A 20,881-nucleotide genomic window follows, 5' to 3' on the forward strand; every position below is an offset into this window, starting at 1 on the left:
GTACCCCCGGCCGGAGGCTGGGGGAGGAACCGCGTGACCAGCCCCCACCCACCCGCACCCGCCTACGACGGCGGCAGACACTCCCCACCCGGCGGCTTCCCCTCCGGCCACGCAATGGTCACGAACCTGGACCCACCCTCCGGCCGCAGCTCCACGATCGGCACCGCCTTGTCGTACGGGTTCCCGTGCGCGTCCAGGCAGATCCACCCACTCGCCCCGTCCACCCGCAGCGACCCCTTCACCTGCGGCCACTGCAACCCCACGTCGGCCGGCGCCGGCACGGACCTCCCCTCCGGCACCGCCTCGCGAATCCCGTGCACCGCGAGCCGCATCGCGTCGTAGGCGATGATCAGCTGTCCGTCCTCCAGGGCCACCGACCCGATCGGGCCGACCGGCGCCTTCCGCGCACTCGTCAGCAGCCCGGTCAGCGTCGCCATGTCCGCCGCCGAACCGCCCGTCCTCGGGCTGCCCTTGCCCCACGCGTCCGGATGGGCGAGGGCGGTGTAGCGGACGGAGAGGTTGTGCCGCAGGGCACTGCGGTCCAGCTTCGTCTCGCCGGTCAGGTACGACCCCTCGTCCCCGGTCAGCACCGTGAACTTCCGGTCCTGGCAGCCCCGTCCGCCCAGCGCGTTGATGAACTGCCGCAGCTGGGTGTGGCGGCCGGCGAAGAGGATCGTGTCCGTGGACCGCGAGGTGTCGCAGACCAGGTTGGTGATCTGCCGGAAGGTGTTCGCGGTCGTCCCCTCCTTGCTGCGGTCGGCCGGCGGCGTGAACGGCTGCGGCTCGTACGGCGAGCCCTTGATCAGCGCCGCGAACGACGTCTGGAGCGTCCGCGTGTACGGGTCGCCCGGCTTGTCGTAGACGAGCAGCGCCCGGCCCGCGCCGACCTTCGCGAAGGAGGCGAGGGCGCGGGCCTCGTCGGTGTTGGTGGGGGAGACCCGGGCCAGCCCGGGGTAGGGGTCCTTGCCGCCCTGCCCGTTGGCGAGATCGTCGGCGGTGATCGACGAGCCGACCACCGGGATGCCCAGCCGGGTCAGCTCCTTGACGGCCTTCTTGTTGTCGTCGGTGCTCTGCCCGACCCCGGCGACCGCCCGCAGCCGGTCCGTGCCGCCGGTCATGCCCGCGAGCTGCGTGACCATCCGCTGCCAGTACTGGCTGGTCGCCCCGGGGTTGGCCAGCACCAGCCGGATCGCCGGGGACTGGCCGTTGGAGTCGTGGTTGGCCTGGTACTGGGCGAGGTACGCGCCCTGGAGCTCGTGCTGGATGTCGGCGAGGCTGGCCGTCGCCGTCGCGGTGTACGGCAGCATCACCGCGACCGTCACATAACCCCCGGGCTTCAGGCGGGCGTTCTCCCGGGCGATCGCCTGGACGGTGTTCCGCAGCTGCGGATGCCCGAAGTCGTACGCGGACGTCGCCACGCCCACGCACTCGTCGCTGCCCTCGGGCCGGGCCACTCCCGGCGCGCAGGACCGGTCGTCGTGGACGACCGCCAGCACCCCGACGACCAGTCCGGCGACCACCACGGCCGTGACCAGCAGGGCCAGATAGCGGCGGAGCGGAATCTCCCAGACGCCCTCACGCAACCACGTGCCCACGCCCCGCCCCGCCATCACGCCACCCCGCTCCGCTCGTCGTCGCCCGCGTCACCCTCGTCGTCGTCCCCGTCCTCCGGCGGGCGTCCCGCCAGCGCGGCCGACGGCCAGTCCCGGGAGGCCCGCCACAGCAGCGCGTTGCCGGCCGGCCGCAGGTTGGACAGCTGCTCCAGCTCGAAGCGCAGCCGGTCGACGACCTTCGGGTCGGGCAGCACCAGGGGATCGGTCAGCAACCACACCGCGTGCAGCAACCGCCGTATCCGCAGGTGCAGTACGCCGTCCACGCCGTCCGGCACCCGCTGCTGGGCGTCGGTGCGGCCGAGCGCCACCGCCGCCCGCCGGTCGCCGTGGCCGGTGAAGTCACGGCCCTCGGCGTCATGGGCGTGGAAGTAGGGCGCGGCGGCGATGAACCGCAGCGTGTGCAGCCAGCTGCGGGTGTCCAGGACCGGGAAGCCGTCGCGCAGGTGGGCGACGGCCGGTCCGGTCTGTCCCAGGGCCAGTTGGTGGTGGAGCCGAAAGCGGTCCTGCCCGTCCGGCCGGTCCTCGGTGTAGTACGCGATCAGCGTCTCGTGGGCGGTGCGCCAGCCGCTGTGGTCGGCGTCCCGCAGGTGCAGCCGGAGCAGCAGCAGGGTCCGTACGAAGGGGTCCCCGACGAACTGGCCGGGCGCGGCGGGCAGCCCTTCCCGGGCGAGCCGGTTCTGCAGCGCGCGTACGTCGGCCGGGCCGAAGTCGTCCGGGAGCAGCGCGGCGGCCAGCGCGCACGCCGAGTCGTGGTCGTGGGCGGCGGCGAGGACGGTCAGCTCGTCGAGGCGGTCGGCGGGGACCAGCCGGTCCAGGAGCTGGAGGTAGGCGGGGGCGGCGGGACCGTCCTCGACGGGCCGCACGTCGGCGGTCAGCAGCTCGCCGAGCGATCCGGCCCGCTCGGGATGCTGGGCCGCGGACTCGGCGAGCAGGGCGATGCCCAGCGGGTTGCCGCCGGTCAGCCGGTGCACGGCGTGCGGGAGCTGGGGCGCGGCCGGGGCGCCGGTCAGGTGCAGGGTGTCGTCGGGGGTCAGCGGCGGGAGCGCGACCAGCAGCGCCCGCGAGGAGGGTACGGCCGGGTCCGGCGTCCACCCGCTGCGCCGGGCGACCCCGGCAAGCTCCCGCCGTACCCCGCCGCGCAGCAGCTCCCGGCCGTCGCCGCGCAGCCCGGCGACGAAGGCCACCTGGTCGGCGACGCCCTCGGCGCGGTCCCTGAGCACCGCTTCCAGGAGGCCCGGCCCCGGCCCGGTCTGGACGTTGTCGACGAGCACCAGCGGCCGGCCGAGCCGCTGCATCCGGGGCAGCACGCCCGCGTACGCCTCGGTCAGGTCGGCGAGCAGGGCCCGTACGAGATACCGCTCGGCGTGCTCGCGGGAGGTGCCGCCGGCGCGGAAGTGCCCGGAGAGCAGGATCAGCCCGCGCTGCGCGTGCCCGCCCGCGTTGGGGTACGTCCGGTACCAGACCGACGCTTTCTGGTGGCGGCGGCTGGTGAAGCCCTCGGCGACCGATTCCAGGGTGGCCTCGATGGCCCCGGAGACCAGCGGCCCGGTCCCGGTCGCGGCGGCGACCACCTTCGCCGCCACCTTCCCGGCCCACCGCCCGGCGAAGCCGCTGATCCACGAGCCGCTCTCGTTCAGCAGCAGGATCCGCTCCACCTCGCGCCGGATCCGCTCCGAGTCCGCGTCGCCCCAGCCACCGGCGGCCACCGCGACCAGACCGGACATCAGCCGGGGGAACGTGATCCGCCCGGCGCCGGTCACCGGCTCGGCGAGCTGCTCGGCGACGACCAGCAGCGCCTGCGCGACCGGCGACCAGGACTCGGCGGGCCGCTCCGGCGGCGGGCCCGCGAACTGCGCCTCCGCACAGTCGACGAGCGCGACCGGGGTGTGCCCCTTGTACGCGTCCCGCAACTCGCCGAGCACCGCGCTCTTGCCGAGCCCCCGCGCCCCGGTCAGCACGACGAACGGCAGCTCACCGTGGTGTTCGAAGGGAAGGGCGCGATGCTGGTACGGCCGTAACCCGACGATTCTCGGCACGAGCCCGGCCGGCTCCACGTCGAACAGCGCCCCACGCCCGTGCAACCGTCTGTGCAAGGCAGTCCCCCCTCAACGCAAGTGTAGGAAGGGGGAGTTGCTTCGGGCCAGATCGAGTGATGACTGTTGGGTCACGAATCCTGACGCTGTGAGATCAGCCGACGGTGATGGAGTCCAGCTTCTCCCGCAGATAGACGTGCGAGTCGACCGGCGGGTAGGCGACCCTGCCGACCGGCGCCGGGACGGACTCGACGGTGGTGCCCGGGGTGCACTCCCCGAAGTAGACGAGGGACATCAGCTCCTCGGCGGGCGCGTCGGTGGGCGGCGGCAGCACCCGGTGCCGTCCCGACCGCCACCGGTCGCCGGTCCAACGGGCCATCAGGTCACCGATGTTGATGGTGAAGGCGGCCGGGTCGAAGGGCGCGTCCTCCCAGCCGCCCTCGTCGGTGTACACCTGCAGCCCGCCCTTGCCGGCCTGCCGGTCCAGGATGGTCACCGTCCCGAAGTCGGTGTGCGGCCCGATCCGGAACTGCCCCGGCTCGGGCTCGCCCATGACGTCCGTCCCCGGATACCAGTTGATGTTGAAGCCGTACGTCGGGTGGTCCATGTGCCGGGAGAAGAAGTCGCGTTCGAGCCCGAGCGCGTACCCGAGGAGGGAGAGCAGCTCCTTCTCCAGACCGGCCATCCGGTCCAGGTACTCCTCGCAGCGCGTGCGCAGTTCCGGAACCTCCGCCGGCCACACGTTGGGCGCGTACCACTCCGCGTTGACGACCGGGTCCTCGAACGGCTCGTGGGTCGCGAAGGTCAGCGACTCCTTCAGGTCCGGCGGGGTCTCGGTGCCCTCCGAGTAGCCGTTGGCCTCGGCCTTCGGGCCCAGCCAGCCCCGGCCGCCGACCTTCACCTCGTACGCCGCCTTCGCCTCGGCCGGCAGCGCGAAGAACGCGCGGGCGGCCTCCCGTACGGCGCTCCGCAGCTCCGCGTCGACCCCGTGCCCGGTGACCAGCAGGAAACCGGCGGTCTGCAGCGCGCCGTCGACGGTCCGGGCGATCTCCCGCCGCTCGTCCTCGTCGCCGTCGAGCCAGGGGCGCAGGTCGATGGTGGGGATACGGGGGTTGTCACTCATCACCGATGTCCTCGTTCCACAGGGCCGGATTGTTGCCGATGAAGTCGCGCATCAGGCCGATGCACTCCGGGTCGTCCAGCAGGACGATCTCCACACCGTGCTCGGCGAGCCAGTCGTGGCCGCCGTGGAAGGTGACCGCCTCGCCGATCACGACCCGGGAGATGCCGAACTGGCGGACCAGGCCGGAGCAGTACCAGCACGGCGACAGCGTCGTCACCATGGTGGTGCCCCGGTAGGACCGCTGCCGGCCCGCCGCGCGGAAGGCGGCGGTCTCCGCGTGCACGGAGGGGTCGTCGTCCTGCACCCGCCGGTTGTGCCCGCGGCCGAGCAGTGCGCCGTCGGCGCCGTAGAGCGCGGCGCCGATCGGGATGCCCCCCTCGGCGAGCCCGGCGCGGGCCTCGGCGACGGCGGTGGCGAGCCAGGCCCGCGCTTGCGACTGATCCATGTCTTCACTCTCCTGTGGCCGAAACACGAGGGCAACGTGCGGAAAGTACCCTCCGGGCAACCCCCGGCCGGACGAAATGTCAGCGGCCGTGCCCGTCCCCTGGAGGTCGCCGTGCCCGCACTCACCCTCCGCGAAGTCCTGGCCCTCGACCCGGTGCGGGCGGCCCGCCCCGAACTGCTCGCGGGCGAAGGCGCCCTGGACCGTCCCGTCCGCTGGGTCCACTCCAGCGAGGTCTACGAGGGCGCGAACTTCCTCGACGGCGGCGAACTCCTCCTCACCAACGGCTTCGGACTGACCGACGCAGGCGACGAGGTCCGCCGCCGGTACGTGCGGGAGCTGGCGGCGCGCGGTGCGGCCGGGCTCGCGGTGGAGGTCGGGCGCGCCCTGCCCGGCATGCCGCCCGAGGTGACCGACGAGGCCTGCCGTCTCGGCCTGCCGCTGCTCGCCCTGCACCGGGTGGTGCCCTTCGTGCGGATCACCGAGGCCGCCAACCGGGCGATCGTGGCCCGGGGCCTGTCCGGCCGCCGTACGGTCGTCCGGCCCTGGGGCGACGACCACGCGGCGGCGCTCCTGGCCGACCTGGCCGACGGCCAGGCCCTCAACCAGCCCGAGGTGGAGGCGCGGGCCGCCCTCGCCGGGTTCCACCCCGGCCCCGGCGCCCGGCTGCTCGGCGTCTCGCTGCACGGCAGCCGGGACGTGGGCGCGGTGGACCGGGCGGTACGGGCGCTGGGCGGGGCCGGAGTGCTGCGGGCCGCGTTCCCGGGGGACGTCCTGGCGCTGCTCGCGGTACCGGCCGTGGTCCCCGGCGATCCCGTGCGGGCCGTGCAGGAGGCGTTCCGGGGCGCCGCCGAGGCGGGGGCCACGGTCGCCGTCGGCCACGCGGTCGGCCCCGGCGGCTGGCTGCACTGGAGCGAGACGCTGCGCGCGGCCCGCACCACCCTCGAACTCGCGCTGACCGTGCCGCCCGCCGAACCGGCCGTGCCCGAGGGCCCGTCGGTGACCTCGGCCCGCGCCCTCGCCCTGGAGCGGGAGCTGACCCGGGGCGGGGTCGCCGCCAACCGCGACCGGCTCGCCGCGCTCGTCCAGCACACCCTCGGCCCGCTGCTGGCCTGGGAGGCCGCCCACCCCAGCGACCTGGTCCGCACCCTCGAGGTGCACCTGCGGCACGGCTGCTCCCCGACCCGCACGGCCGCCCTCCTGCACATCGGCCGCCAGTCCCTCTACCAGCGCCTGGAACGCATCGAGTCCCTGCTCGGCCTGGAGATCGACGACCCGGACCTGCTGGGCGAACTCCTGACGGCGGCCTGCGCGCACCGGGTGGTGCGGGGGACGCGCCCTGAAGGTGCGCGGGACCCTGTCCGATCTGCGGCTACCGCCGCGTGCGCGCGACCAGCCACGACGGCGCAGCAGTCGGCAGACGACAGGGCGCGGCACTTCCGGCGGAGCGCCTAGGCGCGGGGCCGCCGCCTCGCCCGGACGGCCCGCACCTGGTCGGGGCGGCAGCGGGTGCGCGTACCGCCCGTCGCACGCAGGCTGGGAGCGTGGGCGACGGGATCAGCGGCGAGGGCGATCGATGATCGTGACGGTGGTGTCGGTGCCGGACGGGGGCACGACGACGCTCTCCGTGCCGGAGGCGCGTCGGCGGCTCGCCACGGATCCGTTCCTGCTCCTCGGCGTCGAACTGCCCGAGACGGAGGACCCGGCGGAGGAGCCGGTGGTCCGGCGGCTCGGGCTGGACGACGGGGACCTGGAGTGGTTCGGCCGGCAGGACGCGTCCCCGCGCGCCGAGTTCCTCGGCGACACCGCCGGGTTCGTGGTGCCGGTGGTCCACGAGGGCCGCATCGCCCATGTGCACGCCCTGGCCTCCGAGCGCTTCCTGGTGGTCGTCCACTGGGGCCGCCGGGCCGGTCTGGCGGGCGTCATCCAGGCCCAGGTGCGGCGGGAGCGGCCGCACGACCCCGTGGCCACCCTGTTCCTGCTGCTCCAGGAGGCCCTCTCGACGTTCCGCCGGGCCGCGGTGGACGCCCTGCTCCAGGTGGAGGAGCTGGAGGACGACATGTTCGAGGGGCGGCGCCCCGAGCAGGTCTACCGGCTCTCCCAGCTGCGCCGCCACTCCGCCGTCCTGCACCACGCGCTGCTGCCCTACCTCCAGGGGCTCGACGAGGTGATCACCCGCAGGATGATGAGCCGCGACTTCCCGGTGGAACGGCAGCGGCTCGCCCAGGAGTTCCAGCGGGCGGCGCGCCTGGTGCTCGCGGACATCGAGTCGCTCCAGGACGCCACCCGCCGCGCCTTCGCCAGCTACGGCTCGCTGGTCGCGGGCGAGCAGAACGGGGTGATCAACCGGCTGGCCATCGTGTCGGTGATCTTCCTGCCGCTGTCGTTCCTGACCGGGTTCTTCGGCATGAACTTCGAGTTCCTGACGAACCGGCTGGAGACCCGCGACGAGTTCTGGCTGCTCGCCGTGGGTCTCCAGCTGGTCGCCGTGGTCGGCTCGCTCTTCCTGCTGCACCGCAGCCGGATCTGGCGGCGGCTGCGGGACGATGACTGAGGACGCCGACGGGGGGCTTTGGGTCGTCGGTCGGCTGCGGCTTTCGTCGTGACTGGTCGCTCAGTTCCTCCCCCAGCCTCCGGCCGGGGGTACCCCCAGCGCCCCTTACGGGGCGCTAGCTGCGCGGGCGCTTTCGAAGGGCCGTGTAGAGCAGGGCGCTGACCGCGAAGCCGACGAGGGGGGTGATGTCGCCGAAGGACGGCCAGTGCTTCGGGACGTATCCCACGTAGTCCTCCTGGTTGGAGAAGAGCGGGACCGAGACCGCGACGCCGATCAGGAGGGCGGCGAGGCCGGGCCAGTTGGTGAAGGAGCGGTCGGTGAGGCGGGCGGAGAGTTCCTCGTCCGTGGCGGTACGGCGCTGGAGCCACCGCTCGACCAGCACGACTCCCAGCCAGGGCGCCACCCAGTAGGCGATGACGAGCAGGAACGCCTCGTAGGCCGCGCCCGCGTCGTCCAGCGAGGCCCAGGCGGCCGCCGTACCGGCGATGCCCGACACCACGACCAGGGCGCTGCGGCTCAGCCAGGTGGGGAGCTTCAGGCCGAAGGAGGCGATGGAGATCGCGCCGGAGTACACGTTGAGGGCGTTCGCCGAGACCCCGCCGAGCATGATGGCGAGCAGGACGAGGTCACCGAGCCAGCCGGGGAGGTGGCCGGTGAAGGCGGCCGTCGGGGTGGCGTCCTTCGGGGCGACGATGGTCGCCGAGGCCGCGCCGATGACGGCGACGATCGAGACCGACACGAACAGGCCGACGGCCGGCCACAGGACCGTCTTCACCTTGTTCGCGGTGCGCGGCAGGTAGCGGGAGTAGTCGGTGGCGTAGGGGTTCCAGCCGGCCGCGTAGCCCCAGGCCGCGCTGAACGCGAGCAGGAAGCCGCCGACGCCGCCGCCCGAGCCGCCCCCGCCGAGGTCCGCGTCCTTGAAGGTCCACACCCCGGCCAGCAGGAAGACCACCGCGAGCGCCGGGAACGCGTACTTCTCGAAGGTGTGCACGAAGTTGTGGCCGATGAAGCCGATCAGGATCTCGGCGACCACGACGAGGAGGAGGGAGGGCAGGGGGCGCAGTCCGGTCAGGGTGTTGAGGGCGAAGGCGGCGCTCACGCTGTTCACCGCGAACCAGCCGACGCCCGCGAGCAGGCCGTTGGCGGCGGAGGGCAGGATGTTGCCGAGGAAGCCGAAGGAGAAGCGGCCGATCACCATCTGCGGGACGCCGAACCGGGGCCCGTCCAGCGACAGCACGCCCTGGGTGACCGCGCCGATCGCGGTGCCCAGCAGGATCGCGGCGGTCGCCGTCCAGAAGTCCAGGCCGAAGAAGAGGACCGCGATCACGCCGATGTAGACGGTCGCGAACTCGATGTTGGGGGACGCCCAGGTCCAGAGCAACTGGAGCGGGCTGCCGTGCCGTTCGGCGTCGGGGATCGGTTCCGAGCCCGCCGCCTCCACGGCGATGACCCGGTCGCCGTACTCGGGCGCGATGCTGGTGGTGGAACCGGCGGGAGCAGTCGTCATACGAGGTAAGTGTCGGGATCGCTCCCGGTGCGGCCCAGGGGCGCACTGTCCGCTTCGGGCGGCTCATCGGCGTACAACCTGCACGCACACGAGGACTTCCGGAGGTGCGGTGCCTCCGGGAAGTCCTCGGACGATACCCGCGGTGCGGCCGGGTCAGCCGCTGGTGCAGGCGTTGGCGGCCGCCGGGTTCAGCAGGCCGATGACGTCGATGCTGTCGCCGCACACGTTCACCGGGATCTCGACCGGGACCTCGATGACGTTGCCCGACGCCACCCCGGGGCTGTTGGACGCGGAGCCGGTGGCATCGGCGCCGTTGTCGGCGAACGCGGCGGTGGTGCCGCCGAGCGCGAGGGCCGCGGCGACGGCACCGGTGACGGCGAGGGAACGGATGCGCATGACTGCCTCCTGGGCGTCGGGGGTCGGAACGCGTCCATCACAACCGCCCGTCACCGGGCCCGCACGTGCTGCTGGGCCGATCGGCCCAACCGGCCCCGGACCGGGGGCCGGAGGCCGGTGCGTAGGTCAGGCGGCGAGGCGGTCCGCCAGCTCCTTCGCCTTGCTGGCCGCGTCCTGGAGGGCGCGGTCGCGGGAGGCCTCGTAGAGCGGCACGAGCTCGGCCATCGCCGGGTTCTGCGGGGCCATCGTCAGCTCCGGCACGATGAAGTCGACGTCCAGGCCGAGGCCGTCGGAGAGCACCGCGGTCAGGTAGTTCTGGACGTACTCGAACGGCTCCCGCGGGGTGCCCGGCGCGTACGAGCCGCCGCGGCTGGCGACGACGGTGACCGGCGTGCCCTTGGCGGACGGCGTCTCGCCCATCGTGCGGCCGAACAGGACCACGTTGTCCAGCCAGGCCTTCAGCGTCGACGGGATCGTGAAGTTGTACATCGGGGCGCCGATGAGCAGCGCGTCCGCCTGCTCCAGCTCCTCGATCAGCTTCACCCGGGCCGCGAAGGCGTCCGCCTGCTCGGGGCTGTGGGTGGCGGGGTCGGCGAAACCGGCGGTGTGGGCGGCCGCGGTCAGGTGCGGTACGGGGTCCGCCGCCAGGTCGCGGTAGATCACCTGGCCGTCGGGGTGCTGCGCCAGCCAGGCCGTACGGAAGGCGTCGGTGACGGCGCGGGAGGAGGAGGCCCCGCCGGGGAGGAGGGACGAGTCGATGTGGAGAAGCGTGGCCATGAGAGGTCTCCGGATACACGGGCCCAGGGCAGAGCCGCAGGGGCTGAGAATTTGTACTCAGCTATAGATAACACAGGTGCTTACTTTTTTTCAGCCCCTTTCTTTCGGTGGGGCTGTACCCTGATGCCATGGCGGTGGAGCAGGCCCATGACCCGGAAGCGTGCAAAGGTGTCGATGTCGGCATCACGCGCGTCTTCCAAGTGCTCGGCAAGCGCTGGAACGGCCCGATCCTGTCCGTCCTGATGGATCAGCCCGCGCACTTCGCCAGCCTGCGCCGCGCCATCCCCGGCATCAGCGAGCGCATGCTCTCCGACCGGCTCGCCGAACTCGCCACGGCGGGACTCGTGGTCCGCGAGGTCGACGAGGGGCCGCCGCTGCGGGTCTCGTACCGGCTGACCGGGGCGGGGGCGGCGCTGGAGCCGTCGCTGAAGACGCTGGGGGAGTGGGCGCGGGATCACCTTCCCGACTCGCCCTGTTAAGGGCTCTGTTCCGTCGTCGGCGGAGCCGTGGACGCCCGGCCTCCACCTGTCCGCAAGGGCAGACCCGGGGGCAACTTGCCCTGAGGGAACCGAAATCGGCCAACCACCGGTGTCGGCGGTCCTATGCTGACCGGGTCTTCGGGAGTCAGCGGTGCGGGAGGGGTCGTGGCAGCTCTGGAGCCCGGCGATCCACGCTCCGTCGGGGAGTACCAGCTGCTGAGGCGGCTCGGCGCGGGCGGCATGGGCCGGGTCTTCCTCGGCCGTTCCCCGGGCGGCCGCGCGGTTGCCGTGAAAGTGGTCCATGCCGAACTGGTCGCGGGACAGCCGGAGTTCAGGTCACGGTTCCGGCGTGAGGTGGAGGCCGCCCGCAAGGTGAGCGGTGCCTTCACCGCACCGGTCGTGGACGCCGACCCGGACGCCCCGCTGCCCTGGCTGGTCACCAGCTACATCGCCGGGCCCTCGCTCCAGGACGCGGTCGCCGAGCGGGGACCGCTGCCGGCCGCCACCGTTCTCGATCTCGCCGCCGGGCTGGCCGAGGCGCTCACCTCCATCCACGCGGCCCAGCTGGTGCACCGGGACCTCAAGCCGTCGAACGTGCTGCTCGCCGAGGACGGGCCGCGGGTCATCGACTTCGGCATCGCCCGGAGCGTGGAGTCCGCGACCATCACGCAGGCGGGGCTCATGGTCGGCTCGCCCGGTTTCATGTCGCCGGAGCAGGTCGCGGGCAGCGAGGTGACCGGTGCGAGCGACGTGTTCTCGCTCGGTGCGGTGCTGGCGTTCGCGGCCACGGGCGGCAACCCCTTCGGTGCCGGGCCCACCCCGGCCCTGCTCTACCGCGTCGTCCACGACGACCCCGACATCACCGCCGTCACCGACCCGGCCCTCGCCTCCCTCGTCGCCGACTGCCTGGCCAAGGACCCGGCCGGGCGGCCCACCCCGCGCGAGATCCTGGCCCGGATCGGGCCGACCGCCGACGCCACCGCCTTCCTCGCGAGACCCGCCGCCGATCCCCGGGCCGACTTCACGCCGCCGGCTCCGCGGCCCGCTGCCGCGACCCGCCCGGTCACCCGGCTCGGCCCGGCGCCGCCGCAGCAGGCGCCCCACCGGCCGGTCCCGGGCACGAGCCGCCGTACCCTGCTCGTCTCCGGGGGAGCGCTCGCCGTCGCCGCCATCGCGGCCGTACCGGTCGCACACCTCGTCAACCGGGGCGGGGCCGAGAAGAAGTCCCCGCAGCACTCGGGCGGTTCCGTCTCCGTCCCCTCACCGCTCGACGCCTGGCCGCTGGACGAGACCTCGGGCGCGGTGGCCGCCGACGACACCGGCCGGTACGACGGCACGGCCACCGCGGTCGGCTGGGGGCGGGGCAAGGACGGGGCCGCGCTGTTCGACGGCGGCACCAGCCAGATCGTGACCGCCGGGCCGGTGCTCCGGACCGCCAAGGGCCGCAGCTTCACCGTCTCGGCGTGGGTCGCCCTGAGCCACGTGCCGTCGTTCTTCGCCACCGCCGTCAGCCAGGACGCGGGTGCCGTCAGCGGCTTCTACCTCCAGTACTCGGCCGCCGAGAACCGCTGGGCCTTCGCCCGCCCCGACCTGCGCGCCCTGTCCTTCACCGTCCCGAAGCCGGACGTCTGGACCCACCTGGTCGGCGTCTACGAAGGCCTCCGCAACCAGCTTCTCCTCTACGTCGACGGTGTCCAGGAGGCCGGCATCAACGACAGCAACCCCGTCGCCGCACACGGCCCCCTGACGATCGGCCGCGCCACCACCGGCGGCGCCCCCTCCGACTGGTTCCCCGGCTCGATCAAACAGGTCCAGGTGTTCCAGCGGGCGCTGACGGCGGCCCAGGTGAAGGCGCTGCTGTAGCGCCGGTCAGTCCGTGCGCGGATCGTCCGGCTTCAGGGACTTCAGGAACTCCGGGTTGTCGTCCGGGGCGACCCATCGCTCGCGCGGCTGGCGGGTCTTGCCGGCCACCAGCCAGGCCACCGGGCCGACCAGGACCTCGCCGAAGAGCAGGATGACGAACACCCACGCCAGCTTCGGCAGGGCGCGCACCTCGTCCTCGGGGGTGTTCAGGCAGTCCACGAAGGCGTAGATCCACAGGGCGAGGACCAGCAAGTAGGGCAGGTACCTGAGCATGGCGGCCAGACTAGCGGCTGACCGGAGCCGCGGTTCGGCACCCGGGCATCATGGTTTTCCACGGACGGGAGGGAAGTGGCGCGATGCGCTGGGCTCGCAGGAGTCGGGTGGCGGTCGGTCTTGCCGTGGTGGGGCTGGGCGCCGGGGGCGGGCTGGTGGCCGGTGAGCTGGACTCGCCGGTGTTCGGGCTGGCGCAGGGGCCGTTCGCGCAGGACCCGGCGTGTGCGCGGCTCGCCGACCGGTACCCGGACCGGCTGGGGGGCACCACCCGGGACCGGGTGACCTTCGAGGGGCTCGCCGTGTGGGGGCACGGATCGGTGGAGCTTCGGTGCGGCGTGAACCCGCCCGGTCCGACCACGGACGCGTGCGTCAGCGTGGACGGTGTCGACTGGGTGTGGCGGGAGACGGCGGGGGGCGGCCGCAAGAAGCTGGTCACCTATGGCCGAAGCCCCGCCGTGGAGGTCTCGGTCGCCGGTTCCGTGGCGGGTCTCGACGCGGTGCTGGTGGACGTGAGCCATCTCGTGGCGCCGATCCGGGAGGGCGACAAGTGCCTCGCCAGTAGCGGGAGTTGAACCCGGCCTGGCCCGCTACTCCGCCAGCAGCGGCCGGGTGATGGTGCGGACGTCGGCCTCCGTCAGGGGGCTCAGGTACTTCGCGGCGATCTTCCCGTGCCGGTCGATGAAGAGGGTGTACGGCAGCGCCTGCGGCATGTACCCCTTCGGCAGCCGGACGAGCTTGCGGCTGTCCGGGTCGTGCAGGCTCGGGTACACCAGGTCGTGCTCGTCCTGGAACGCCCGCCCCTTGTCCTGCCGGGCGTCCGTGTCCACCCCGAGCACCTGGACCCCCTTCGCCCCCAGCGCCCGCTGCGCCCGCGACAGTTCGGGCGCCTCGGCGCGGCAGGGCCCGCACCAGGACGCCCACACGTTCAGTACGACGACCTTGCCGCGGTAGCCGGCGAGGCTGACCGACTTGCCGTCGAGGCTGCTGCCGGTGAGGTCGGGTGCCGTCTGCCGGTCGGCGGCCGGTATCCGGGTCAGCGGGGAGACCGGCGAGCCGGCGGCCTCCCGCGCGGGCGCACAGGCGGCGGCGAACACGAGCAGCGGGGCGAGGAGCGGGGCGAGCAGCGGCAACCGGCGATGACGTCTCACGCCCGACGAGTATGCAGGGGGCGGTGACCGGGCCCGGACCCCGGGTGGCCGATACTGGGACACATGGCTTACGACGATCTTCGCTCCCTGCTCCGGGCACTGGAGCGCGAGGGAGACCTCAAGCGTGTCAAGGCCGAGGTCGACCCGTATCTGGAGGTCGGGGAGATCGTCGACCGGGTGCAGAAGTCCGGCGGACCGGCGCTGCTCTTCGAGAACGTGAAGGGGTCGAGCATGCCCCTCGCGATGAACGTGTTCGGCACCGACCGGCGGCTGCTGAAGGCCCTCGGCCTGAAGTCGTACGGCGAGATCTCCGAGAAGATCGGCGGGCTGCTGCGCCCGGAGCTCCCGCACGGCTTCGTCGGCGTGCGCGAGGCGTTCGGGAAGCTCGGCGCGATGGCGCACGTGCCGCCGAAGAAGGTGAAGTCCGGGGACGCCCCGGTGCAGGAGGTGGTCCTGACCGGCGACGACGTCGACCTCGACCGGCTCCCGGCGCTCTTCACCTGGCCGCAGGACGGCGGCTCCTTCTTCAATCTGGGGCTCACCCACACCAAGGACCCCGAGACCGGCATCCGCAACCTCGGCCTGTACCGGCTCCAGCGCCACGACCGGCACACCATCGGCATGCACTGGCAGATCCACAAGGACAGCCGCAACCACTACCAGGTGGCGGCGCGGAAGGGGGAGCGGCTCCCGGTCGCGATCGCCTTCGGCTGCCCGCCCGCCGTCACCTACGCCTCCACCGCTCCGCTCCCCGGCGACATCGACGAGTACCTCTTCGCCGGGTTCATCGCGGGCCGGCGGATCGAGATGGTCGACTGCAAGACGGTCCCGCTCCAGGTGCCGGCCAATGCCGAGGTCGTCCTGGAGGGCTGGCTGGAGCCGGGCGAGATGCTCCCCGAGGGCCCCTTCGGCGACCACACCGGCTTCTACACCCCGCAGGAGCCGTTCCCGGCGCTGACCATCGACTGCGTGACGATGCGCAAGCGGCCGCTCCTCCAGTCGATCGTCGTCGGCCGCCCCCCGACGGAGGACGGTCCGCTGGGCCGCGCCACCGAACGCTTCTTCCTGCCCCTCCTGAAGATCATCGTCCCGGACATCGTGGACTACCACCTCCCCGAGGCCGGCGGCTTCCACAACTGCGCGATCGTCTCGATCGACAAGAAGTACCCGAAGCACGCGCAGAAGGTCATGCACGCGATCTGGGGGGCGCACATGATGTCGCTCACCAAGCTGATCGTGGTCGTCGACTCCGACTGCGACGTCCACGACCTGCACGAGGTCGCCTGGCGGGCCCTCGGCAACACCGACTACGCCCGTGACCTCACGGTCGTGGAGGGCCCCGTCGACCACCTCGACCACGCCTCCTACCAGCAGTTCTGGGGCGGCAAGGCGGGCATCGACGCGACGAAGAAGTGGCCCGAGGAGGGCTACACCAGGGACGGGGGCTGGCCGGACATGGTCCTGTCGGACCCGGATACGGCGGCCCTCGTGGACCGCCGATGGAAGGAGTACGGCCTGTGAGCTCCGCCTCCGCAGCCCTCCCGCAGCCGGGACGGACGAAAGCCTTCCTGCGCCTGGTGATGATCGAGCACTCGGTCTTCGCCCTGCCCTTCGCGTACATCGCCGCACTGACCGCGATGTTCGAGCTGGACCGGAACATCCACTGGGGCCGGCTGCTCCTGGTCACGATCTGCATGGTCGGCCTGCGCACCTTCGCCATGGCCGTCAACCGGATCATCGACCGCGAGATCGACGCCCGGAATCCGCGTACCGCCCACCGCGAGCTGGTCACCGGCGCGATGAGCGTGAAGCACGCCTGGACCGGCGCGCTGATCGCGGTCGCGGTCTTCCTGGGCTCCGCGGCCCTCCTGAACCCCCTCTGCCTGGCCCTCGCGCCCGTCGCCGTGATCCCGATGGTGGTCTACCCCTACGGCAAGCGGTTCACGAACTTCCCGCAGGCCATCCTCGGTCTCGCCCAGGCCATGGGCCCGATCGGCGGCTGGCTGGCGATCACCGGCGAGTGGTCCTGGGACGCGGTGATCCTCGGCCTCGCCGTCGGCATCTGGATCGGCGGCTTCGACCTGATCTACGCCTGCCAGGACGTCGAGACCGACCGCGAGATCGGCGTCATGTCGGTCCCGGCCCGCTTCGGCATCCCGGCGGCCATCCGGGGCGCCCGGGTCTGCCACGCGGTGACGACCGGCCTGTTCGTCTGGTACGCGGTCGTCACCGACGCCGGCGCGTTCTTCTGGCTGGGCCTGGTGATCGTGGCGGGCGCGTTCGTGTACGAGCACACCATCGTCCGCCCGCACGACCTCTCCCGCCTCAACCGCGCCTTCTTCAGCGTCAACGGTTTCATCGGCATTGCCCTGTTCGGGTGCGCGCTGCTGGACCTGCTGGTCCGGGGCCTGAGCGTCTGAGTACCGTCGGTCACCGCGGCCCCGTCCTGAACTCGCCGGGTCGCGCCGGTACGCTCAAGATGTGAACGCAGGAGAAACGCAGCGCGTGCCTTGGATCGTGGGGGTGTCCGGGGCGTCCGGAACGCCGTATGCCGCTGCTGTGCTGCGTGCCCTGCTGGACGCGGGGGAGAGCGTCGACCTGGTGGTCAGCCGGGCCTCGCGGCTCACCCTGCTGGACGAGACCGGGATCTCCTTCCGGGACGCGCACTGGCGGGACGACCTGGGGGAATGGCTGGCGCGGGGGGCCGACGGCAAGCTGGACACCTTCGCGGCCGACCTGACCCGGGTGCGGTACTGGAGCGCCGGGGACCTGGCCGCGGGGCCGTCCTCCGGGTCGTACCCGGCGAAGGGCATGCTGATCGTGCCGGCGTCCACCGCCGCCGTCGCCGGGGTCGCGCTCGGGCTCTCCAAGGACCTGCTCCAGCGGTCGGCCAGTGTCACCCTGAAGGAGCGCCGGCCGCTCGTCGTCGCCGTCCGCGAGACCCCGCTGAACGGCCAGACCCTGCGCCACCTGGTCACCCTGGACGATCTCGGGGCGGTCGTCGTCCCCACCTCCCCCGCCTTCTACGCGGGCGCGACCCACATCCAGGACCTGGTCGACTTCGTCGCCGGGCGGGTGCTGGACGCGGCGGGCGTCGGGCACCGGCTCTACCGCCGCTGGGAAGGGGACCTCGGCGGCGGAAGCAAGTAGCACCACCCCGGCACCACCCCCGGCACCACCTCTGCACCACCTCTCATCTACTTCGGGAATCTTCAGCGGAAGGCTTCGATCGCATGGACGCCGTGGACAGGCAGCTCATCCAGGCCCTGAGGGAGAACGGCCGGGCCTCGTACGCGGAGCTGGGCCGCCTCGTCGGACTGTCGGGACCCAGCGTCACCGACCGCATCAACCGGCTGGAGGCGGCCGGGGTCATCACCGGCTACCGCGCCACCGTCAACGCGGCCTCCCTCGGCCTCGGCGTCACCGCCCTCATCGGCATCTCCCTCTCCGACGCGGCCGACCACGAGGACGTGGCGCAGCGGCTGCGGGACCTGCCGGAGATCGAGGACTGCTGGTTCATCGCCGGCGACGACTCCTTCATGCTCAAGGTGCGCTCGTCGGACGTGGACGGCCTGGAGAAGACCATCCGGCGGCTGTCCGGGACGAAGGGCGTCTCCCGGACCCGTACCACGATCGTGCTGTCCACGAAGTGGGAGAACCGGGTCGGGGAACTTCCCGAGGAGGCGTAGAAGTACGGTGGTCGGAGTTGTCGTAGAGAGGTGTGGGCATGGACGTCGGACTCAAGCGTGAGCTGGAGGAGAAGGTCAGGGCCGGTGAGCGGCTGACCCGCGAGGACGGCATCGCGCTGTACGAGTCGGACGACCTGGCCTGGCTGGGCGGCCTCGCCCACGAGGTGCGCACGCGCAAGAACGGTGACGTGGTCCACTTCAACGTCAACCGCCACCTCAACATGACGAACGTGTGCACCGCGTCCTGCGCCTACTGCTCGTTCCAGCGCAAGCCGGGCGAGAAGGACGCGTACACGATGCGCATCGAGGAGGCGGTGAAGCTCGCCAAGGCGATGGAGGGCGAGAACCTCACCGAGCTGCACATCGTCAACGGCCTGCACCCGAACCTTCCCTGGCGCTACTACCCGCGGTCGCTGCGCGAGCTGAAGGCGGCCCTCCCGAACGTCTCGCTGAAGGCCTTCACGGCGACGGAGATCCACCACTTCGAGACGATCAGCGGGCTGTCCGCCTCCGAGATCCTCGACGAGCTGATCGACGCGGGCCTGGAGTCGCTGACCGGCGGTGGCGCGGAGATCTTCGACTGGGAGGTCCGCCGGCACATCGTGGACCACCGCACCCACTGGGAGGACTGGTCCCGGATCCACCGCCTGGCGCACGAGAAGGGCCTCAAGACGCCCTGCACGATGCTCTACGGCCACATCGAGGAGCCCCGCCACCGCGTCGACCACGTCCTGCGCCTGCGTGAACTCCAGGACGAGACGAACGGCTTCCAGGTCTTCATCCCGCTCCGCTACCAGCACGACTTCGTGGACATGAAGGACGGCAAGGTCAGGAACCGGCTCCAGGCCCGGACCCAGATGGCGACCGGCGCGGAGGCCCTGAAGACCTTCGCGGTCTCCCGTCTCCTCTTCGACAACGTCCCGCACGTCAAGGTCTTCTGGGTCATGCACGGCGTGCAGACGGCGCAGCTGGCGCTCCAGCACGGGGCCGACGACATGGACGGCTCGGTCGTCGAGTACAAGATCACTCACGACGCGGACAACTACGGCACGCCGAACAAGCTGACCCGCGAGGACCTGCTGGACCTCATCCGCGACGCGGGCTTCCGCCCGGTGGAGCGCAACACCCGCTACGAGATCATCCGCGAGTACGACGGCCCGGACCCGGCCCGCCGCGAGTCCCCGCAGCCGATGCGGGTGTGAGGCGGCCGACGGTGCGTCGTCGGGTGCGGGTGACCGGGGGCTGATCGCGCAGTTCCCCGCGCCCCTAGAAGAAGGGGCGCGGGAAACTGCGCGACAAGCCACGACGCACCCGCAGCCGCGCAACGGCCGCAGCCCCCACGGCGAAATCGGCTCTACCCACCCTCCGCTGTAATAGATACGATCCGCCCATGCCCCTTACCTTCACCCTCGACCCCGCCATCACCCCCGCCCTCCGCGACGGCATCCTCGACCTGTGGGCCGACGTGTCCAACGCCGGCGGAGCCGTCGGGTTCGTCGCGCCGGTCACGGCGGAGGAGATCCGGCCGGAGCTGGTCCGGCACTTCGTCGCGATGGCCGAGGGCCGCCACCGTCTGCTCGTCGGGCACGACGAGGCCGGCGAGGTCGCCGCCACCGCCTTCTTCTCCTTCAACACGCACCGGCTGATGACGCACTGGGTGTGGCTGTACACGGTGATGGTGCACCCGAGGCACCAGGGGCGGGGCTACGGCCGTGACCTCCTCGCGGCCGCCGCCGACGCCGCCCGCGGCTTCGACGGCATCGACGCGATACGGCTCAGCTGCCGCGGCGGCCTCGGCCTGGAGAACTTCTACGGCTCCTGCGGATACAAGGAGGTCGGCCGGGTCCCCGCCGCGGTCCGCGTCGCACCCGGCGACGACCGCGACGACATCATCATGCTGCTCCCGCTGACCTGACCCGGCCCGACCCGACCCCGGTGAAAGATCGGCCCCACGGCGTGCTTCACTGGACGGTGCCCCTTTTCGTCATCGGAAGACTGGATTGAGATGCTCCGCTACACGCTGATGCGCCTCGGTATCTTCGCGGGCTGCCTCCTCGTCGTCTGGGGCCTCGTCTACGCCGGCGCGTTCCCGCGTGGCTTCGGCGACTCCAACTTCCTGTGGGTCCTGCTGCTCTCCCTCGTCCTGTCGGCGCCGATCAGCTTCGTCGTGCTGCGCAAGGAGCGGGACCGGGCCTCGGTGCAGGTCGCGCAGCGGGTCGAGCGGATGCAGGCCAACATCGAGGCCAGCCGCAGCCAGGAGGACGCGGCGGTCGACGCGGCGGACCAGGCCCAGACCTCCTCCTGAGCGACTCCCGCGTCGCCGGCCCCAACTAGGCTCTGTCCCATGGGGACCGTCAAGACCAAGCGGATGCCGCGCGCGGTACGTGAGCAGCAGATGCTGGACGCCGCCGTGCGGACCTTCGGCCAGCGCGGCTACATGGCCGCGTCGATGGACGAGATCGCCGAACTCGCCGGTGTCTCCAAGCCGTTGGTGTACCTGTACCTCAACTCCAAGGACGACCTGTTCACGGCCTGCATCCGCCGTGAGGCCGGCGCCCTGACCGAGGCCGTCCGCACCGGTGTGGACCGCGAACTGCCCGCCGACCGGCAGCTCTGGGACGGACTGAGGGCGTTCTTCACGTACACCTCCGAACACCCCGACGGCTGGTCGGTGCTGCACCTCCAGGCCCGTACGCACGGCGAGCGGTTCGCCTCCGAGGTCGCGGCGATGCGCGAGGAGATCGTCGCGTTCGTGACCCAGCTGATCGTCGCCGCCGCCCGCGACGCCCACCGGGACCCCGACCTGGGCGAGGGCGAGGTCGCCGGCCTCGCCGAGGCACTGGTGGGCGCCGCCGAGTCCCTGGCGGCCTGGGCCAACGCCACCCCGGGAGTGACGGCACGTCAGGCGGCGGCGACCCTGATGAACTTCGCCTGGGCGGGGCTGGGCAACCTGATGGAGGGCCGGCCCTGGTCCCCGCCGTGAC

The 20,881-nt window shown here is 72.3% G+C and carries 22 protein-coding genes; 13 read left to right on the plus strand and 9 right to left on the minus strand.

The window, feature by feature from the left end:
- Nucleotides 1–62: 62 nt before the first annotated feature.
- From ACZ4UV_RS14475 to ACZ4UV_RS14490, 4 genes are all read right to left on the minus strand, one after another.
- Nucleotides 63–1,610 (minus strand): type 1 periplasmic-binding domain-containing protein, encoded by a 1,548-nt coding sequence (locus tag ACZ4UV_RS14475; RefSeq protein WP_467838081.1) that lies wholly within the window; start codon nucleotides 1,608–1,610, stop codon nucleotides 63–65.
- Nucleotides 1,610–3,706, minus strand: a complete 2,097-nt coding sequence (locus ACZ4UV_RS14480; RefSeq protein WP_467838084.1) for a hypothetical protein — start codon at nucleotides 3,704–3,706, stop codon at nucleotides 1,610–1,612. The genes ACZ4UV_RS14475 and ACZ4UV_RS14480 overlap by 1 nt, the downstream gene beginning before the upstream one ends.
- A gap of 94 nt (nucleotides 3,707–3,800) precedes the next feature.
- Nucleotides 3,801–4,769, minus strand: coding sequence for an isopenicillin N synthase family dioxygenase (locus ACZ4UV_RS14485; RefSeq protein ID WP_451018623.1), 969 nt, complete (start codon nucleotides 4,767–4,769; stop codon nucleotides 3,801–3,803).
- Nucleotides 4,762–5,214 carry a nucleoside deaminase gene (locus ACZ4UV_RS14490; RefSeq protein ID WP_390043141.1) on the minus strand — a complete coding sequence of 151 codons (453 nt, stop codon included), beginning with the start codon at nucleotides 5,212–5,214 and terminating at the stop codon, nucleotides 4,762–4,764. Before ACZ4UV_RS14490 ends, ACZ4UV_RS14485 begins: the two co-directional genes overlap by 8 nt.
- Before the next feature lie 111 nt (nucleotides 5,215–5,325).
- Between ACZ4UV_RS14490 and ACZ4UV_RS14495 the strand changes: the two genes are divergently transcribed.
- Both ACZ4UV_RS14495 and ACZ4UV_RS14500 read left to right on the plus strand, forming a co-directional pair.
- On the plus strand, nucleotides 5,326–6,666 hold the full coding sequence (locus ACZ4UV_RS14495) for a PucR family transcriptional regulator (RefSeq protein ID WP_451018624.1): 1,341 nt from the start codon (nucleotides 5,326–5,328) through the stop codon (nucleotides 6,664–6,666).
- Nucleotides 6,667–6,787: 121 nt separating this feature from the next.
- Nucleotides 6,788–7,765, plus strand: a complete 978-nt coding sequence (locus ACZ4UV_RS14500; RefSeq protein WP_451018625.1) for a magnesium transporter CorA family protein — start codon at nucleotides 6,788–6,790, stop codon at nucleotides 7,763–7,765.
- 115 nt (nucleotides 7,766–7,880) lie between these two features.
- On the opposite strand, the gene ACZ4UV_RS14505 is transcribed toward ACZ4UV_RS14500, so the two are convergent.
- The 3 genes from ACZ4UV_RS14505 to ACZ4UV_RS14515 all read right to left on the minus strand — a co-directional run bounded on the left by ACZ4UV_RS14505 (nucleotide 7,881) and on the right by ACZ4UV_RS14515 (nucleotide 10,445).
- The gene (locus ACZ4UV_RS14505) at nucleotides 7,881–9,272 is read right to left on the minus strand and encodes a purine-cytosine permease family protein (protein ID WP_467838089.1); all 1,392 of its coding nucleotides are present in this window, start codon (nucleotides 9,270–9,272) and stop codon (nucleotides 7,881–7,883) included.
- Nucleotides 9,273–9,425: 153 nt separating this feature from the next.
- Entirely contained in the window at nucleotides 9,426–9,668 is a 243-nt protein-coding gene (locus ACZ4UV_RS14510; RefSeq protein WP_390043147.1) for a chaplin, read from the minus strand.
- 126 nt (nucleotides 9,669–9,794) lie between these two features.
- Nucleotides 9,795–10,445, minus strand: a complete 651-nt coding sequence (locus ACZ4UV_RS14515; protein WP_351486342.1) for an FMN-dependent NADH-azoreductase — start codon at nucleotides 10,443–10,445, stop codon at nucleotides 9,795–9,797.
- Between the two features lie 128 nt (nucleotides 10,446–10,573).
- On the opposite strand from ACZ4UV_RS14515, the gene ACZ4UV_RS14520 reads away from it, so the two are divergent.
- Together ACZ4UV_RS14520 and ACZ4UV_RS14525 are read left to right on the plus strand one after the other, a co-directional pair.
- Entirely contained in the window at nucleotides 10,574–10,924 is a 351-nt protein-coding gene (locus ACZ4UV_RS14520; RefSeq protein ID WP_351486343.1) for a winged helix-turn-helix transcriptional regulator, read from the plus strand.
- Nucleotides 10,925–11,089: 165 nt separating this feature from the next.
- On the plus strand, nucleotides 11,090–12,787 hold the full coding sequence (locus ACZ4UV_RS14525) for a protein kinase domain-containing protein (protein WP_467838094.1): 1,698 nt from the start codon (nucleotides 11,090–11,092) through the stop codon (nucleotides 12,785–12,787).
- A gap of 6 nt (nucleotides 12,788–12,793) precedes the next feature.
- Here ACZ4UV_RS14525 and ACZ4UV_RS14530 read toward each other — a convergent pair whose 3' ends face one another.
- Nucleotides 12,794–13,060, minus strand: coding sequence for a PLD nuclease N-terminal domain-containing protein (locus ACZ4UV_RS14530; protein WP_390043152.1), 267 nt, complete (start codon nucleotides 13,058–13,060; stop codon nucleotides 12,794–12,796).
- A gap of 107 nt (nucleotides 13,061–13,167) precedes the next feature.
- On the opposite strand from ACZ4UV_RS14530, the gene ACZ4UV_RS14535 reads away from it, so the two are divergent.
- The gene (locus tag ACZ4UV_RS14535) at nucleotides 13,168–13,632 is read left to right on the plus strand and encodes a DUF3515 family protein (protein ID WP_390043154.1); all 465 of its coding nucleotides are present in this window, start codon (nucleotides 13,168–13,170) and stop codon (nucleotides 13,630–13,632) included.
- Between the two features lie 15 nt (nucleotides 13,633–13,647).
- Here the strand turns inward: ACZ4UV_RS14535 and ACZ4UV_RS14540 are convergent, their stop codons facing one another.
- Entirely contained in the window at nucleotides 13,648–14,208 is a 561-nt protein-coding gene (locus ACZ4UV_RS14540; RefSeq protein WP_451018628.1) for a TlpA family protein disulfide reductase, read from the minus strand.
- A 63-nt stretch (nucleotides 14,209–14,271) separates the two neighbouring features.
- On the opposite strand from ACZ4UV_RS14540, the gene ACZ4UV_RS14545 reads away from it, so the two are divergent.
- The 8 genes from ACZ4UV_RS14545 to ACZ4UV_RS14580 all read left to right on the plus strand — a co-directional run bounded on the left by ACZ4UV_RS14545 (nucleotide 14,272) and on the right by ACZ4UV_RS14580 (nucleotide 20,880).
- Nucleotides 14,272–15,729, plus strand: a complete 1,458-nt coding sequence (locus tag ACZ4UV_RS14545) for a menaquinone biosynthesis decarboxylase (protein WP_467838098.1) — start codon at nucleotides 14,272–14,274, stop codon at nucleotides 15,727–15,729.
- Nucleotides 15,726–16,628, plus strand: a complete 903-nt coding sequence (gene mqnP / locus ACZ4UV_RS14550; protein ID WP_390043160.1) for a menaquinone biosynthesis prenyltransferase MqnP — start codon at nucleotides 15,726–15,728, stop codon at nucleotides 16,626–16,628. The genes ACZ4UV_RS14545 and mqnP overlap by 4 nt, the downstream gene beginning before the upstream one ends.
- A gap of 85 nt (nucleotides 16,629–16,713) precedes the next feature.
- The gene (locus tag ACZ4UV_RS14555; protein WP_467838102.1) at nucleotides 16,714–17,358 is read left to right on the plus strand and encodes a UbiX family flavin prenyltransferase; all 645 of its coding nucleotides are present in this window, start codon (nucleotides 16,714–16,716) and stop codon (nucleotides 17,356–17,358) included.
- 83 nt (nucleotides 17,359–17,441) lie between these two features.
- Nucleotides 17,442–17,897 (plus strand): Lrp/AsnC family transcriptional regulator, encoded by a 456-nt coding sequence (locus tag ACZ4UV_RS14560; protein ID WP_093499807.1) that lies wholly within the window; start codon nucleotides 17,442–17,444, stop codon nucleotides 17,895–17,897.
- Nucleotides 17,898–17,935: 38 nt separating this feature from the next.
- Nucleotides 17,936–19,099 (plus strand): aminofutalosine synthase MqnE, encoded by a 1,164-nt coding sequence (gene mqnE, locus ACZ4UV_RS14565; RefSeq protein WP_451018629.1) that lies wholly within the window; start codon nucleotides 17,936–17,938, stop codon nucleotides 19,097–19,099.
- A gap of 188 nt (nucleotides 19,100–19,287) precedes the next feature.
- Nucleotides 19,288–19,812, plus strand: coding sequence for a GNAT family N-acetyltransferase (locus tag ACZ4UV_RS14570; RefSeq protein WP_467838106.1), 525 nt, complete (start codon nucleotides 19,288–19,290; stop codon nucleotides 19,810–19,812).
- A 90-nt stretch (nucleotides 19,813–19,902) separates the two neighbouring features.
- Nucleotides 19,903–20,202: a DUF4229 domain-containing protein gene (locus tag ACZ4UV_RS14575; RefSeq protein WP_390043167.1), complete on the plus strand. Its 300-nt coding sequence runs from the start codon at nucleotides 19,903–19,905 to the stop codon at nucleotides 20,200–20,202.
- 39 nt (nucleotides 20,203–20,241) lie between these two features.
- Nucleotides 20,242–20,880 carry a TetR/AcrR family transcriptional regulator gene (locus ACZ4UV_RS14580; protein ID WP_351502763.1) on the plus strand — a complete coding sequence of 213 codons (639 nt, stop codon included), beginning with the start codon at nucleotides 20,242–20,244 and terminating at the stop codon, nucleotides 20,878–20,880.
- The last annotated feature ends 1 nt before the right edge of the window (nucleotide 20,881 follow it).

Source organism: Streptomyces sp. NPDC028289 (assembly GCF_055565975.1).